At 63.3% G+C, this 15,364-nt stretch carries 14 protein-coding genes and 1 pseudogene; 12 read left to right on the top strand and 3 right to left on the bottom strand.

What is annotated here, in order from left to right:
• The first annotated feature begins 96 nt into the window (after positions 1 to 96).
• The gene (locus QZ294_RS09670) at positions 97 to 519 is read left to right on the top strand and encodes a peptidylprolyl isomerase (RefSeq protein ID WP_297049557.1); all 423 of its coding nucleotides are present in this window, start codon (positions 97 to 99) and stop codon (positions 517 to 519) included.
• Between the two features lie 297 nt (positions 520 to 816).
• Positions 817 to 3,009: a glutamine synthetase III gene (locus QZ294_RS09665; protein ID WP_297049554.1), complete on the top strand. Its 2,193-nt coding sequence runs from the start codon at positions 817 to 819 to the stop codon at positions 3,007 to 3,009.
• An 81-nt stretch (positions 3,010 to 3,090) separates the two neighbouring features.
• On the opposite strand, the gene QZ294_RS09660 is transcribed toward QZ294_RS09665, so the two are convergent.
• Complete coding sequence (locus QZ294_RS09660) at positions 3,091 to 4,149, bottom strand: tellurite resistance/C4-dicarboxylate transporter family protein (RefSeq protein ID WP_297049552.1); 1,059 nt, start codon at positions 4,147 to 4,149, stop codon at positions 3,091 to 3,093.
• A 209-nt stretch (positions 4,150 to 4,358) separates the two neighbouring features.
• Here QZ294_RS09660 and QZ294_RS09655 point away from each other — a divergent pair, with 209 nt between their 5' ends.
• The gene (locus tag QZ294_RS09655; RefSeq protein ID WP_297049550.1) at positions 4,359 to 4,811 is read left to right on the top strand and encodes a YkgJ family cysteine cluster protein; all 453 of its coding nucleotides are present in this window, start codon (positions 4,359 to 4,361) and stop codon (positions 4,809 to 4,811) included.
• Between the two features lie 33 nt (positions 4,812 to 4,844).
• Entirely contained in the window at positions 4,845 to 5,798 is a 954-nt protein-coding gene (locus QZ294_RS09650; protein WP_297049547.1) for a J domain-containing protein, read from the top strand.
• A 181-nt stretch (positions 5,799 to 5,979) separates the two neighbouring features.
• On the opposite strand, the gene groL is transcribed toward QZ294_RS09650, so the two are convergent.
• Together groL and groES are read right to left on the bottom strand one after the other, a co-directional pair.
• Entirely contained in the window at positions 5,980 to 7,626 is a 1,647-nt protein-coding gene (groL, locus tag QZ294_RS09645) for a chaperonin GroEL (RefSeq protein WP_297049544.1), read from the bottom strand.
• 66 nt (positions 7,627 to 7,692) lie between these two features.
• Entirely contained in the window at positions 7,693 to 7,980 is a 288-nt protein-coding gene (groES, locus tag QZ294_RS09640) for a co-chaperone GroES (RefSeq protein ID WP_297049541.1), read from the bottom strand.
• 461 nt (positions 7,981 to 8,441) lie between these two features.
• Here groES and glmU point away from each other — a divergent pair, with 461 nt between their 5' ends.
• The 8 genes and pseudogenes from glmU to QZ294_RS09605 form a co-directional block, all read left to right on the top strand.
• Positions 8,442 to 9,809 (top strand): bifunctional UDP-N-acetylglucosamine diphosphorylase/glucosamine-1-phosphate N-acetyltransferase GlmU, encoded by a 1,368-nt coding sequence (gene glmU / locus QZ294_RS09635; protein ID WP_297049538.1) that lies wholly within the window; start codon positions 8,442 to 8,444, stop codon positions 9,807 to 9,809.
• A gap of 135 nt (positions 9,810 to 9,944) precedes the next feature.
• Positions 9,945 to 10,871 (top strand): Tim44 domain-containing protein, encoded by a 927-nt coding sequence (locus tag QZ294_RS09630; RefSeq protein ID WP_297049533.1) that lies wholly within the window; start codon positions 9,945 to 9,947, stop codon positions 10,869 to 10,871.
• Positions 10,872 to 10,961: 90 nt separating this feature from the next.
• Positions 10,962 to 11,384: a PaaI family thioesterase gene (locus QZ294_RS09625; RefSeq protein ID WP_297049529.1), complete on the top strand. Its 423-nt coding sequence runs from the start codon at positions 10,962 to 10,964 to the stop codon at positions 11,382 to 11,384.
• A gap of 54 nt (positions 11,385 to 11,438) precedes the next feature.
• A complete protein-coding gene (locus tag QZ294_RS09620; RefSeq protein ID WP_297049525.1) occupies positions 11,439 to 12,029 on the top strand; it encodes a hypothetical protein in 591 nt (196 codons plus the stop codon).
• Between the two features lie 367 nt (positions 12,030 to 12,396).
• Positions 12,397 to 13,050 (top strand): IS1595 family transposase, encoded by a 654-nt coding sequence (locus QZ294_RS09615; RefSeq protein ID WP_297049522.1) that lies wholly within the window; start codon positions 12,397 to 12,399, stop codon positions 13,048 to 13,050.
• Positions 13,051 to 13,416: 366 nt separating this feature from the next.
• Positions 13,417 to 13,734, top strand: a pseudogene (locus QZ294_RS11020) (helix-turn-helix domain-containing protein); the annotation flags it as partial.
• A 458-nt stretch (positions 13,735 to 14,192) separates the two neighbouring features.
• Positions 14,193 to 14,684 (top strand): hypothetical protein, encoded by a 492-nt coding sequence (locus QZ294_RS09610; protein WP_297049519.1) that lies wholly within the window; start codon positions 14,193 to 14,195, stop codon positions 14,682 to 14,684.
• A 147-nt stretch (positions 14,685 to 14,831) separates the two neighbouring features.
• A partial coding sequence (locus QZ294_RS09605; RefSeq protein ID WP_297049516.1) for a DotG/IcmE/VirB10 family protein occupies positions 14,832 to 15,364 on the top strand: 533 nt, incomplete at its 3' end.

Genomic DNA, 15,364 nt, shown 5'->3' with positions numbered 1-15,364 from the left:
GACCCTGAAGGCTGAACGATCCCGCCTTGCGGGGAATGCCGCGCGGCAGCGTGCCGCGCGCTTGGCGCAGGAAGCGCCACCTTTCAAGGAGCTGACATGCCCATCAAGAACGGCGACACCATTCGCGTCCACTATACAGGCACCCTGTCCGACGGCACGGTGTTCGACTCTTCCAAGGACCGGGAACCGCTGGAATTCACACTCGGCACAGGCGCGCTCATCCCCGGTTTCGAGGCGGCGGTGGCCGGCCACGAACCGGGAGAGACCGTCACCGTGACCATTCCCCCGGCCGAGGCCTATGGCGAGGCCGACCCCGAGCTGGTCTTTACCGTGAGCCGCGCCCAGGTGCCGCCGCACATTCCGCTGGAAGTGGGCACCCCCCTCCAGCTCTCCAACGAGCAGGGGCAGATGGACGTGACCATCACCGAAGTGGGTCCGGACGAGATCACCCTTGACGCCAACCACCCCCTGGCGGGCAAGGAACTCACCTTCGAGATCGAGATCCTCGACAAGAAATAAGCGCGGATACGGAAGAGTATATTATACAATGCGATTGATGGATATTCCAGATTCCGTCTGGAGCGGAGCGACAGACGGATGCTGGTGCCGGAAGAATCCTAAAAAATAAGATCCTTCGGGGCTGGCAAGGAAGAGAAAAATTTTCGCGGGGAGTGTACTCAGGTACTCGACCAAGAAAATTTTTCTCTGACGCAGCCAGCGCCGGAGGAGCTGTTTTTGACGGAGAATTTCGGCAGTACCCACACAGCACAGGCATACCACCAACTCAAAAGAATAACAAAGCCATACGGAAAGCCCATGAGCAGCAATACCGGACGCCACAGCGCCATCCAGGCCATCACCACCTACAAGCCGGACGTGGCGCCCCTGAACTTTGCGGACACGCGGCCCACGGACATTTTCGGCTGCAATGTGTTCAATGACCGGGTCATGCGCGAACGCCTGCCCAAGGAAGTCTACCGTTCGCTCCACAAGACCATCGCCTTCGGCGAACGCATGGACCCCTCCATCGCGGACACGGTGGCCGCGGTCATGAAGGACTGGGCCATTGAAAAAGGGGCCACGCACTTCACCCACATCTTCTACCCCCTGACGGGCCAGACCGCCGAAAAGCACGACAGCTTCCTCATGCCGGACGGCTCCGGCGGCGTCATCGCCGAATTTTCCGGCTCCATGCTCATCAGGGGCGAACCGGACGCCTCCTCCTTCCCCTCCGGGGGGCTGCGCTCCACCTTCGAGGCGCGCGGCTATACGGCCTGGGACGTGACAAGCCCGGCCTATATCATGGAAAACCCCAACGGCACCTTCCTGTGCATCCCCACCATGTTCCTTTCCTGGACAGGTGTCGCGCTGGACAAGAAGACGCCGCTGCTGCGCTCCAACCAGGCCGTCAACCGCGAGGCGCAGCGCCTGCTCGCCCTCTTCGGCGTGCACACGGACCTGCCCGTGCTCTCCTATGCCGGGCTGGAGCAGGAATATTTCCTGATCGACCACAACTTCAACTTCGCCCGGCCGGACATCCAGATCGCCGGACGGTCCCTGTTCGGCGCGCGGCCCGCCAAGGGACAGGAATTCAGCGACCAGTATTTCGGCGTCATCCCCCAGCGCGTCCTTTCCTGCATGATGGAGGTGGAGCGGGAGCTGTACAAGCTTGGCGTGCCCGTGCGGACGCGCCACAACGAGGCGGCCCCCAGTCAGTACGAGATCGCGCCGCTGTACGAGCCGAGCAATCTTGCCGTGGACCACAACCACATCATCATGTCCACGCTGCGCAACGTTGCCAAGCGCTACGGACTCAAGTGCCTGCTCCACGAAAAACCCTTCAGCGGGGTCAACGGCTCGGGCAAGCACGTCAACTATTCCCTCGGCAACAGCGAGCTGGGCAGCCTGTTCGACCCGGGCGAAACGCCGCACGCCAATGCCAAATTTCTGGTGTTCTGCGCGGCCATGATCCGCGCCGTGCACAAGTTCGGCGGCCTTTTGCGGGCCACGGTCGCCAGCGCCAGCAACGATCACCGCCTGGGCGCGCACGAGGCGCCGCCGGCCATCATGTCCATCTTCCTGGGGGACCAGCTCACCGAGGTTTTCGAGGCGTTCCGCGCGGGCCGGGCCGAGGACGCGGCCAATGGCCGCAAGGGCCGCATCATGAATGTGGGCGTGGATACCCTGCCGCCCCTGCCCACGGACCCAGGCGACCGCAACCGCACCAGCCCTGTGGCCTTCACCGGCAACCGCTTTGAGTTCCGGGCCGTTGGCTCCGGGCAGTCGGCCGCCGGCTCCATCACGGCGCTCAACGTCATGATGGCCGATTCCCTCGGCTTCGCCGCCGACTGGCTGGAACGGGAGACGGCCGCCGGGGCGGACTTCAATGTCGCCGTGGAATCCTTCATCACCCATGTGATGGAGGAGCACAGCGCCGTCATCTTCAACGGCGACGGCTATTCCGAAGTCTGGCATCAGGAAGCGCGCCGGCGCGGCCTGCCCGACCTGCGTACCACGCCGGACGCCATCCCCGAGATCACCAGCCCGCAGGTGGTGGAGATCTACGAACGGGCAGGCGTGCTCACGCGCGACGAACTCCGCGCCCGGCAGGAGATCTATCTCGAGCAGTATTGCAAGACCGTACGCACCGAGGCCAATCTGGTCATCCGCATGGCAAGGACCATCATCTTTCCCGCGGCCATGCGCTATCAGGGGGAGCTGGCGGCCACGGCGGCCCATATGCGCGACATCGGACTCGAGATCCGCACGACCACCCTTGAAGAGGTGACCTCCGGCCTGCGGCGGCTCCAGGACGCCACGGCCCGGCTGGAAACCAGCCTTGCCGCCTGCGGCGAAACGGGCGAGGGGCTGGAGGCGGCGCGCCGGTACTGCGATGAGGTGCTGCCGCTCATGCTCGAGGTGCGCGGCCACGCGGACACGCTGGAGACCCTCGTGGCCGATGACCTTTGGGCGCTCCCCAATTATCAGGAGATCCTGTTCGGCAAGTAGAACGGTTTGGTACAGCCTTCTTTCCGGCCCCGCCGCCCCGCATGAGCAACGGGCGGCGGGGTTTTCCGCATCCGGCCCGGTTCAGCCCCGCGCCGTTCCCGCCAGCAACGCCCGCCCGCGCGAGAGGAGCATGCCCGTCAGCGTTATCCCCCAGGCCGCCAGCGCCGGCACGATGAACACCCGGGACACAGACATGAGGGGCGCGAGGTCATAGGCCAGGGAAAGCGCCGCCGTGCAGGCGGTGTACATGCCCAGGGGAAAGACCATGCCCCAGTAGGCGGGCGTATAGATGAAGGGGTATTTTTTCACGCCATGCCGCCAGATGCCCAGCAGGATGAGCATGGGGACCCACCAGGATGCCGTGGCCCAGGCAAGCAGGGTCACGCCCGTGATGTAGGGCAGCAGGCGCCCGAGCAGGGGCGAGGACCCGGCCTTGAGCATGAGCGTGGCCCCGGCAAGGGTGGTGATGGCGGCCGCGCTCGCGTTGATCCAGTAGGCCGGGTCCAGCTCTCCGGCCTCCATGTCCGCAAAGCAGAAGCGGTGAAAAATGCCCGTGATGACAAAAATATAGAGCACGATCCCCAGCATGAAGAGGGCACAGAGGCAGAACCAGGAGAGTTCCGCATCCCAGCCCAGCGGCGCGGCGAGGGTCGCGCCGAGAATGACCAGCGACTGGGTGCTCACCGTGGCGACCAGCCAGGCGCCGTTGATGCCGCCCGCCAGGGAAGGCTTGTTGCTGCCCGTGAAAATGGCGAGAAAGACGCCCCAGAGGATGAAGGCCCAGCACGCCGCGCCAAACCAGAACAGCCACGCCGCCGCCGCGAAGTTTTCCACCAGGACGGCCGATTGCGTGCCGAGGATGCAGGTTCCCGCCACGATGGTGAGAAAGCCCGGTCCCCGCGCATGGCTGGTGAAGTCCCTGACCACGCGGCCCGGAGAGCGGACGAGCCTGAGCAGGAGCAGGACCCAGAGGAGCGCATACATGCCCAGATTCACGCCGTAGAGCAGGACGGACCCCCACCGGCAGCCAAGGATACGCAAGGCCACGGAAATGATGCCCGTGGACATGACCATGGCGAAGTTGGCGGGCGCCATCTCCTCCACAAGCGCGAAAAAGCGGGCGCCGAAGCCCCTGTTCATGCCGCCTCCGCCTGGAGCAGGTTCATGGCGAAGCCCATTTCGGGCACTGCGCCGCTCCGGGTCTGCCATGGTACAGATGAGGAGCGCAACGGTCAATTTCGCCCAATGCCGGCGCGCGGGCTTGTATGTTTTGCAAGACATGGCTAGACTCGCCCGAGTCGCGGGCCTCCGGCCGTTCCGGCCCTGCCCGCTCCCCAGAGAGGTGCGCCATGCCGGGACCTGACGCGGAATCGCTTTTCCACTGCCGCAAATGCGGCCACTGCTGTGAAGGGCGCGGCGGCATCGTCGTCAGCCCGTCGGATCTGGAGCGGCTGGCGGCCTTTCTGAAGCTCGCGCCGGAAACCGTGGCCGAACGCTACGGAGAAATGGCGCGCGGCAAACTCAAGATCCGCAGCGGAGAGGACGGGCGTTGCATCTTTTTCCGTGAGGGCGCAGGCTGTGCCGTCCATGAAGGCAAACCCTCCATCTGCCGCGCCTGGCCGTTTTTTCGCGGCAATATCGAAGACCCTGTGAGCCTCGCTCTCGCCAAGGACTTCTGCCCGGGCATCGCCCCTGAGGCGACGCATGCCGACTTCGCGCGCGCCGGGCGGGCCTATCTGGAGGAACACGGACTCAGGGCGAGCGACCCGCGCCACGAGGCCAACGCCCTTGTGCTCCCCTGACAGTTTCCGGCACCACGCAAACCGCTGACCGCCATGCGCCGTCCATCCCGACAGATCTCGCTCAAGGAATGCTACGAAGTCCTGCGCCTGGAAAAAGGCGCGGACCTCCAGGCTGTCAAACGCGCCTACCGGCGGCGCGCCTTTGAACTGCACCCGGACCTCAATCCCGGCAACCCCGAGGCCGGGCGTCAGTTCCAGATCCTCAACGAAGCCTATGTGGCGCTTACGGCCCTGCTCAAGCCCGCCGAGGACGCAAAACGCGCGGCCGCTGCCGAAGCGGAAAAAACGACGACGGCGGACACGGCGGATGCAGGCGCCGCATCAGGCGCGCATGCCACGGAAACGGCCGACAGCCGGGAGACGCCGGGAGACGCCGGACAGACCCGGCGGCCGGACGGCGCGGCAACCGGCGCGCAACAGGCGCAGAGCGGCCAGACCACCCGTGAAGAGGAACGGGCGCAAAAAGCCTATGCCGAGCAGGACGTCCTGCGCGACCTGCTCAATGACCCCTTCGCGCGCCGCGTTTTTGAGGACATTTACAGCGAACTCAACCGCCAGCAGGCCGGCCCGCGCCCTTCGCCGGAGGAGGAACGCCCCCGCCCCGCCGGGCCAAGGCCCCGCAAGGAGCCGCCGCCGCGCAAGGAAACGCCCCCCACCAGGAAGAACACCAGACTCCACCAGGGCAACATCGCCTGGGGCACGTCCAACTGGAACCTCGACCTGAGCAAGGGCGTCAAGGGCGTCGTCAAGGACTGGCTCAGGCGCCAGATCGATGAGGAACAGAGCCTGCGCCTGCCCGCCGCCCACCTGGCGCCCGGCAGACGCATCCGCCTCCAGATACGGCGCGGCCTTTCCGACGAACTGCATACGGTGGAAGTGACCCTGCCGCCGGATTTTGCGGTGGGCAAGCCGGTGCGGCTCCGGGGACTCGGCAAGCGCGTCGGTCCCTGGCAGGGCGATCTGTATCTCACCATCTACAACGAATAGAGCGGCCTGGTACTGAAAGTAGCCAAACCGCTCTGGCGGCAACGCTGCCGCGCCCCCACTCGGGAGAGCGCGGCCCCGCGCGCCGCGTAGGGCCTTTCCGGCATCAACGCAAAGGCTCCCCGGCATTGCCGGGGAGCCTTTTTCATCCTTCTTCACGCTCCGCGAGGGGCGGACGCGCGGTCTAGTACATACCGTCCATGCCGCCCATGCCACCCATGCCGCCGGGCATGCCGGGGGCGTCCTTCTTGGGTTCGGGCTTCTCGACGATGGCGCATTCCGTGGTGAGGAGGAGGGAAGCCACGGAAGCGGCGTTCTGAAGGGCCGTGCGCGTCACCTTCTTCGGGTCGATGACGCCGGCCTTGATGAGATCCTCATATTCGCCGGTGGCGGCGTTGAAGCCGAAGCCGTCCTTGCCGGCGCGCACCTTCTCGACCACGATGGAGCCTTCAAAGCCGGCGTTGTGGGCAATCTGGCGCAGCGGCTCCTCGATGGCGCGGCGCACGATGTTCACGCCGGCGAGTTCGTCGTCATCGGCGGGCTTGATGTCGTTGAGCACCTTGGAAACGCGGATCAGGGCCGTGCCGCCGCCAGGAACGATGCCTTCCTCCACAGCGGCGCGGGTGGCGTTGAGGGCGTCCTCGACGCGGTCCTTCTTTTCCTTCATTTCCACTTCGGTGGCCGCGCCCACATGGACCACGGCGACGCCGCCCACGAGCTTGGCGAGACGCTCCTGGAGCTTCTCGCGGTCATAATCGGAAGTGGTCTCCTCGATCTGGGCGCGGATCTGCTTGACGCGGGCCTTGATGGCGTCGCTCTTGCCGGCGCCGTCCACAATGGTGGTATTGTCCTTGTCCACCACGATGCGCTTGGCGGTGCCCAGCTCGGAAAGGGTCAGGTTCTCAAGCTTGGTGCCCGTGTCGTCGGAGGCGACGGTGCCGCCGGTGAGCACGGCGATGTCCTGAAGCATGGCCTTGCGGCGGTCGCCGAAGCCCGGCGCCTTGACAGCCACGACCTGGAGGGCGCCACGCAGCTTGTTGACCACGAGGGTGGCGAGGGCTTCGCCTTCCACATCCTCGGCGATGATGAGCAGCGGACGGTTGACCTTGGCGACCTGCTCAAGCACGGGGAGCATGTCCTTCATGCTGGAGATCTTCTTCTCCGTGAGCAGGATGTAGGGATTGTCCATCTCGCAGATCATCTTTTCCGCGTTGGTCACGAAATAGGGCGAGAGGTAACCGCGGTCGAAGCGCATGCCTTCCACCACATCCATGGTGGTCTCGAGTCCTTTGGCCTCTTCCACGGTGATGACGCCTTCCTTGCCCACCTTGGACATGGCCTCGGCGATGATGTTGCCGATGGTGGCGTCACTGTTGGCGGAAATGGTGCCGATCTGGGCGATCTCCTTCTGGTCGCGGGTGGGCTTCGCCAGGTTGGCAAGCTCGGTGATGAGCGCTTCCACGCCCTTGTCGATGCCGCGCTTGACGGCCATGGGGTTACGGCCGGCGGCCACGAGCTTGATGCCCTCGTGATAGATGGACTGGGCGAGGATGGTGGCGGTGGTGGTGCCGTCGCCGGCGGCGTCGGAAGTCTTGGAGGCCACTTCCTTGACGAGCTGGGCGCCCATGTTCTCGAACTTGTCGTCAAGCTCGATTTCCTTGGCGACGGTCACGCCGTCCTTGGTGATGACCGGCGCGCCGAAGGACTTCTCCAGCACCACGTTGCGGCCCTTGGGGCCAAGGGTCACCTTGACGGCGTTGGCGAGCTTGTCCACGCCGCGGGCAAGTTTTTCACGGGCTTTGACATCAAAAAGGATTTCTTTGGCAGACATATGGATGCTCCTCCTGAGCTGTTGTTCGGCAGAATGCGGACAGATTTCGTGAACCGGCGCGCCCGGCTAGTCGATGATGGCGAGAATGTCTTCCTCGCGCATCACGAGATGATCCACGCCGTCCAGCTTGACTTCCGTGCCCGCGTACTTGTTGAAGAGCACTTCGTCGCCGTTCTTGACGGCCAGGGGGATACGCTTGCCGTTGTCGTCCATCTTGCCGGGACCCACGGCCACGACCTGCCCCTTGGAGGGCTTTTCCTTGGCGGTGTCGGGGATGTACAGACCGCCCGCGGTCTTTTCCTCGGATTCGAGACGCTTGACCAGAACGCGGTCATTGAGGGGTTTGAGCTTCATTGCTGTTCCTCCAGGAAAGGGGGTTATGGCCCATGGGGGCGAACGGCGGCCGTATCCACGGACGCGCCGTCTGATTGCGCGTTGCGGGCCGCAACGGAGCCGCTCCGCGGTTCCGCACGGGCATAGAGATAAGTCATGCTTCGCGCTTGAAAAGGGGGGCGCGCGAAAATTTTTTATTTTTCTTTTCCGGCCTGCCCGGGCTGCCCCCTTCCCGGCTTTCCGGCGCGTTCCCGCACGCATGGGTCAACGCGTTTTCCGGGTCCCGTCCGGAGCGGAGCGACAGACAGACGGATGCCGGCGCCGGAAGGAGCCGGAAGGAGCCGGAAAAACACGAAGCGTCCGGCCCCGGCAGAGAAGAGAAAAATCTTCGCGGGGACGCCCCGCGGCACCGGCGCCACATCTTGCCGTTTCCCGCCCATGGCGCTATGGATGGCGGCGACATCGACCGCAAAGGAGGCTCCATGGCAACGTCCGCCGCCCTCATTCTCGCCGCAGGAAAAGGCACCCGCATGCGCTCGGAGCGCCCCAAGGTCCTGCAATCGCTCCTGGCCGAACCCATGCTGGCCTATGTGCTCGAAGCCCTGCGTCCCCTCTTCGCCGCCGATGACGGCAGCGACGCCATCTGGGCGGTGGTGGGGCACCGCTCCGACCTTGTGGAGGCAGCGTTTCCCCGGCTGCGTACCATCCGGCAGGAGCGGCAGCTCGGCACCGGACACGCCCTGGCCGAAGCCTTGCCCACGCTCAGGGAAAGCGGGTGCACCCATGTCCTCGTGGTCAATGGCGATGTGCCCCTGCTCTCCACGGAGACCGTGCGCCGCTTCCTGGCAGAGGCCCGGGGCGCGGCCATTGCCTTCGCCTCCCTTTCGCTGGACGACGCCGGAGCCTACGGGCGCGTCGTGCGCGCTGACGGCGAGGTCGCGGCCATCGTGGAAGCCAGGGACTTTGATCCCGCGCGCCACGGCCCGGACACGGGCGAAGTCAACGCCGGGCTGTATTTTCTGGAGGTGGAGGCGGTCTCGCGCCTGCTCCCCCGCCTTGGCAACGACAACAACAGCGGCGAGTATTACATCACCGACCTCGTGGCCCTCGGCCTTGCGGACGGCCTGACGGTGCGCGGCATCAACTGCGGCGCGGATGAAAGCCTGCTGGGCGTCAACTCCCCGGTGGAGCTGGCGCGCATGGAAGAACTGCTGCGCGCGCGCACGGCGGCGCGGCTTCTGGAAAACGGCGTCATCCTCCATGCGCCGGAACTCGTGCGCGTGGGTCCCTTTGCCGTGGTGGAGCCGGGGGCGGAACTGACCGGACCCTGCGAGATCTATGGCCGCTCGCGCGTGGAAAGCGCCGCCGTCATCGCCTCCCACTGCATCCTCATGGACAGCGTGGTGCATGGGCACGCGCAGATCCGTCCGTTTTCGCACCTGGAGCGGGCCGAGGTGGGCCGGGGCGCCCTGGTTGGTCCGTTTGCCCGGCTCAGACCCGGCGCCGTCCTGGAGCCGGAAGCGCATGTGGGCAATTTCGTGGAGCTGAAAAACGCCCGGCTCGGCCAGGGGGCCAAGGCCAATCACCTGAGCTATCTGGGCGATGCGGAGATCGGACCCGCCGCCAATATCGGCGCGGGCACCATCACCTGCAATTACGACGGCGTCCGCAAGCACCGCACAGGCATCGGCGCGCGCGCCTTCATCGGCAGCAACACGGCGCTCGTCGCGCCCGTGGAGGTGGGCGACGGCGCCCTGGTGGGCGCCGGCTCGGTCATTACCAGAAATGTTCCGGCGGGCGAGATGGGCATCGCCCGGGGGCGCCAGAAAAACCTGCCCCGCAGGGGCTGACCGCGTAGCGGCGCATGGCGGGAGTCCGCGCCCCGCCCGCGCGGACGCGTCTTGCCTTTTTCTCCAGAATCCCTATAACAGAGGATGTGACGCAGAACATTTCCGCGTCGAGTGAACGTCATAACCGGAGTTGCCATGAAGATCAGCGCTCTTTTCGCAGCCCTCGTCATCCTCTTTTCCGCGTGCGCGCTTGCCCTGCCCGATTCCGCCGAAGCCGCCCGCATGGGCGGCGGCCGTTCCTTCGGCAGCAAGCCGTTCATGAGCAGGTCCGCGCCCAGGCCCGCCATGCGGCAGCAGGCGCCCGCCGCCACCGCGGGCAAATCCCAGGCCATGGCGCAGCGCCCCGGCCTGTTCGGCGGGATGGGCGGCCTCTTCGGCGGCCTGCTCGCAGGCACCCTGCTCGGCTCCCTGCTCGCCGGAAACGGCTTTTCCGGCGGCGGTTTTCTGGACATCATCCTCATCGGCCTGCTCATTTTCCTCGGACTCAAGCTCTTTGCGCGCTTCCGCAACCGCCAGTCGCCGGAGCCTGCCGCGGCGGGCGCGGGCGCCTTTGGGGCGGCGCGCCCGGATCTGACCGCCGACAGCGCGAGCCGGCCCTACGCCCGCGAGGATGCCCAGGCCTCCGGCTGGGACGCCCTGCGCGGCCAGGGGGGGCAGGCGGCGACCTTCTCCGCGGAGCCGGCCGTGGACGTGCCCGCCGGATTCGATACCGAGGAATTCCTGCGCGGCGCCAAGATGGCCTACAGCCGCATGCAGAAATCCTGGGACAAGCGCGACCTGGACGACATCGCCCAGTTCGCCACTCCGGCGGTCATGGAGGCGCTCAGGGAACAGATGAGCACGGACGGCACCCCCGGCACCACGGAGATTCTGCTGGTCAATGCCCAGTTGCTCGGGGCCGAAAATGACGGCGAAGACCAGCGCGCCCAGGTCTTCTTTGACGTGCTCCTGCGCGAGCACCCGGGGCAGGACGCCCCCAGCTCCGCGCGCGAGGTCTGGCACTTCCTGCGCGAGGGTGCCAACGGCACCTGGAAGCTCGACGGCATCCAGCAGGTGGACTGACCGCCGGGTCTCCGGATCTTTCCCCGAAGGCCGGAGGCGGCGGCTTCCGGCCTTCCGTTTCGGCGCAACGATGTTCAGGAGCATGCGGGCATGGAACATGCCGCTACAGCGCGGGACATGAAGGAGTATGTGGCACGCCACGACAGGCTCGTCCGCCATCTGCAGATGCGGGTGGAGACCGCCACGCCGGAATTTTCCAGAATCACCATGCCCCTCACGGAAAATCACAAGAACGGCATGGGCTTCGCGCACGGGGGCGCCATCTTCGCCCTTGCGGACGTGGCCTTCGGCGCCGCCGCCAACGCGGGGCGGGAGACGGGGGTCGTCAGCCTGACCTCCAGCATCGAGTTCCTCCGCCCGGGCAAGGTGGGTCCGCTTGCGGCGGAAGCGCGCGTGGTGCGCGAGGGGAACCATATCCTGAGCTACGATGTGTGCGTTTTCGATGGCGAGGGCACCCTCATCGCGCGCGCCATGTCCACCGGATTCATCACGGATGCGCCCCTGCCCGCCTGATGGGGCGCCCGTGGAACAACCACCAGCATTCCAACGAGAAACGGCGAGCAGAGCATGAACATCCGCAAGATCCGCGAAGACCTGGGCCGGGCCAGGACCTGCGTGCAGCGGCGCGACTATCCCCGCGCCGTCTTTCTTCTCACGTCCGCGCTCCGGGAATTGGGGGGCCAGACATCCCCCATGGACCTGCGGGGAGATTTCCGCACCGCGCTGGCCGACATCTGCGCGGACCCCCTCTACAAGAAGGAATATTCCCAGCCCGTTGCCTACCAGCCCGGCAAGGAGCGCGAGCTGCTGGCCTTCTTCAACAAGTTCTACAAGCAGATCATGGGCCAGGAGGAGCAGGAGGACTACGAGGCCACGCTCCAGCGCAAGCTCAATCTCGACCGCTGCATCAGCGACGGCAAGCGCTTCCTCAGCGAGGGCAAGGTCTCGGAGGCGGACACCTGCTTCACCGAGGCGTTCAAATACTACAAGAACGAGTTCGCCGCCTTCGGCATGGTCGCCAAGGCCCTGCTCGAGTCCGGGGAATATGTCCGCGCGCTCGGCCATGTCCGCAAGGGCCTTGCGGAACGCCCCGAAGATGCGGATCTGCGCCGCATCGCCGAGGAGTGCCTGCGCCTGCGGGCGCAGGCCGGCCGCTGAGAGTAGCCAAGAACACCCTGTTTCTGTAATTTTTTTCATGGGACTATAGAATGACTTCATCTACTTTGAGAGAGAGAGAGAGAGAGAGAGAGAGAGAGAGAGAGAGAGAGATTCCCTCACATATAAATCCCTAGAGTGCCCTAGAGATACTTTTTCTTTAATTTCTTATAGATATGTAAAAATTCCCGAACCTGACCCTGACGTTTTTACCCCTGCCGATCCCCCGGCACATTATCCGTTTTTTTATCCATTTTTTTCCTGCCGTTCAGATTTTCACATAAATTACTGATAGTTATCAAGATTCAAAAAAATTCCGAAAAAATTTCATGGGGCTGTCCTAGCTAAGGAAAAATGGTTAGGATGGCTCATGTACGAACGACGGAGCAGGCTTACCACACGGCAGCAATCTGAGCTGATTCGTTTTTTTGTTGCGGGAGCAACGGCTCGCGCGGCAGGAGAAATTGTAGGTGTACACCGCAATACGGCAGCCTCGTATTTCATGCGCCTGCGACGCCTGATCGCCACGCATTTGCCGAGTTATCGTTTGTCAGGAGAGGTTGAAGCCGACGAAAGCTATTTCGGCGGGGTACGAAAAGGAAAACGCGGGCGTGGAGCCGCCGGGAAAATAGCGGTTTTCGGTTTACTGAAGCGTAATGGCAAGGTTTACACGGCCATAATTCCCAACGCATGCACCGCAACGTTGATGCCGATTATCGAGGAACGAGTTGAGCCGGACAGTATCGTGTACACTGATACTTTCAGGGCATATAATGCCCTGGACATCAGCGGGTTCCATCACCACCGAATCAACCATTCAAGGAAGTTTGCGGAACAAGCTAACCATATCAATGGGATAGAGAATTTTGGGAATCAAGCGAAAAGACACTTGCGGCGTTTCAACGGCATTACACCCGAACACTTTTATTGGTTCCTGAAGGAGTGTGAATGGCGGTTCAATGGAGGCAATCATCGGGAGCTTTTATCCCAGCTAATTCAGTGGGTTAATGGAGCTAAACATTAATCTTAGCTAGGACAGCCCCAATTTCATTTTTTTGGGATTTGCTTGCTCTTTTTATCCGTACTGAACTCCCCCCGGCCATGATTCCTCCTGCATGGTCGGCGGGAGTTTTTTTCATATACGGCCCTTTCCTTCCTTCTCCCCTTCCAGGCGAACAGCCACGCATCCGCGCACCTCCTCCGGGAGCTTCGTCCTTCGGGCAGACGCCGGAAGCCTCCCTCCGGCGCTGCCCTGCGGTGATGCGTGATGCCCACGTCTGAATGATCCGTCAACTCGCCTCAAGAGGACTTTCCATTGAGGAAATAGCGCCAAGCCCAGAAAAACAAAAAAGCCGTCGAGCGGCAACTCAACGGCTTCATTGCAGAACTGATGTTCTTACGCATGCAACGTGAGAACAACGGTAGCCGGAAGGCTCCTCGTTGTCAACAACGAATCTGCTGTTTTTGTCTTTTTTCGGGCCGGGAGAAAGAAAAAATGGAGACGTTTGCCCCAAGGGGAAATATTCACGGCCCGATTCTGCCACAGTTTGTTTTGGAAAAGTCCATAACGTTCGGAGCAAAAACCATGTACGCGATTTTATGTGATTATGCCGCTGATAAAGACCATTGCTGGCCTTCGCAGACGACGCTTTCCAAAAGGCTTTCGTGCAGCATCAGTAGCGTCAAGAACTACCTTGCGGAACTTGTCAGGGAAAAGCTCATTTTCATCAGGCGTGAACAATACCGTTCTTCCGTGTATTACCTCTTGTGCCCTGAAGCATGTTCAGAACAACAAGAGACAAATACTGTGCATCAGCAGTCAGAATATGGCTGTGATGTGGCAACATCTAGCCCCTTAACCACTCTTAACAAACAACGAAAAGAAGAAAATCCCCCCTTTCCCCCCATGCGCCCGGTGAAACAGCGCCTGTTCCTGTTCGTCGCACATGCAAAGCGCCTGCGGCGGGGGGCGTGTCTTTTCTTCCTGATTTTGAAAGCGTCTGGACGCTGTACCCCAAAAAGGAAGCCAAGGGCTTCGCCCGCATGGCCTGGCTCAAACTCTCACGGAGCGGCCAGCTTCCATCGCTCCCGGAACTCCATGCCGCGATCCGGCGCTTCGCGGCTTCGGAAGGCTGGCAGCGCGAACAGGGCCGCTTTGTGCCGCAAATGGGCAACTGGCTGCGTGGTCAACGCTGGCTCGATCCGCTTCCTCGCGCGGAGCAGGCGGAAGCCGCACAAAAGCAATCCGCGCTCCATGCTCGCCACGTTCGTGAGGAACAGGAACAGCGCCTTCAGGCACAGAAAGACGCGGAAAGAGCGCGACTGCGGCCCCTGTTCGATGCCTTTGCGGCGAAATTCCCGCCCATAGCCAATGACGCCATGCCCTTCGGCATCTGGCAGTACCTGCACTCCCAAAACCGCGCGCCTTCCGCCGATGACGTTCCGCCGGAAAACAGCCTGGGCATCATCGAGTTTCTGAACGAGTTCAAACGCCGCCGCCAGACAGCGGATTTCCTCACGAAACGTCAACCGCTGAACGCCCGGCGCGAAGTCGGAACTCCCTGCCGGTCGGTGGGGGAGATTTTGAGGAGCCTGCCTGTCTCGCGCTTTTTCCCCGGCGGGGAACAACCTGAACGCGCCGCGTTCGCTTACGCATAAAGGATTTGTCGTGAAAAAAATACTGTGTCTTCTGGTGCTGGCGGCTCTCTCCGGGCAACTGGCTCTGGCGAATGAGCATACGCCGCCCGCAGCGAATCAGCGAACCGTGGTTCTCGGACAGCCGGAAACTCGGATGTGCCGTCCGCCGTGCTGGCGACAGTCACCTCCGGCGCACACCGCAACGCGCGGCTGATGGGCGGTTTCCAGCGGCATGACGAACGCCTTGTTCTGGCGTTCAATCGCGCGGTTCTGCCCTCCGGCGAAACCATCCAGCTTGAAGCCTACGCCGTTGACCCGTCCACTTCGGAAGCCTCGGTCGCCAGTTCCGTGAACACCCATTTCTTCAGCCGTTGGGGTGGCCTTATCGCGTCCGCCTTTCTTGAGGGGCTGGGAAGCGCCAAACGCTACAGCGGCGCGCAAAGCACCATTTACGGTTCAGGCGCCGACACCACGGATCAAATGGTGTGGAACACCTACAGCGTGGAAGACCAGGCATGGATACCCGGACTTCAAGACGCAGCTCTGGCCGCGCGAGGGAAACATGGTGTCGCGGAACGCCATCAGGATCGGCGAGCGCATCTACGGGCCGCTGATCATGACGCTCATGCCTCAGACGCCCCGGCCCTTTCAGGACTTCTTTCGCGTTCTGGCGCGGCGGGACGAGCGGTTGCCGTACCGCA

It is taken from the genome of uncultured Desulfovibrio sp. (assembly GCF_910584445.1).
Taxonomy (GTDB): Bacteria; Desulfobacterota; Desulfovibrionia; order Desulfovibrionales; family Desulfovibrionaceae; genus Desulfovibrio.
Note: the sequence above shows the minus strand (reverse complement) of the source record. Positions and strands in the feature narration are given on the sequence as shown.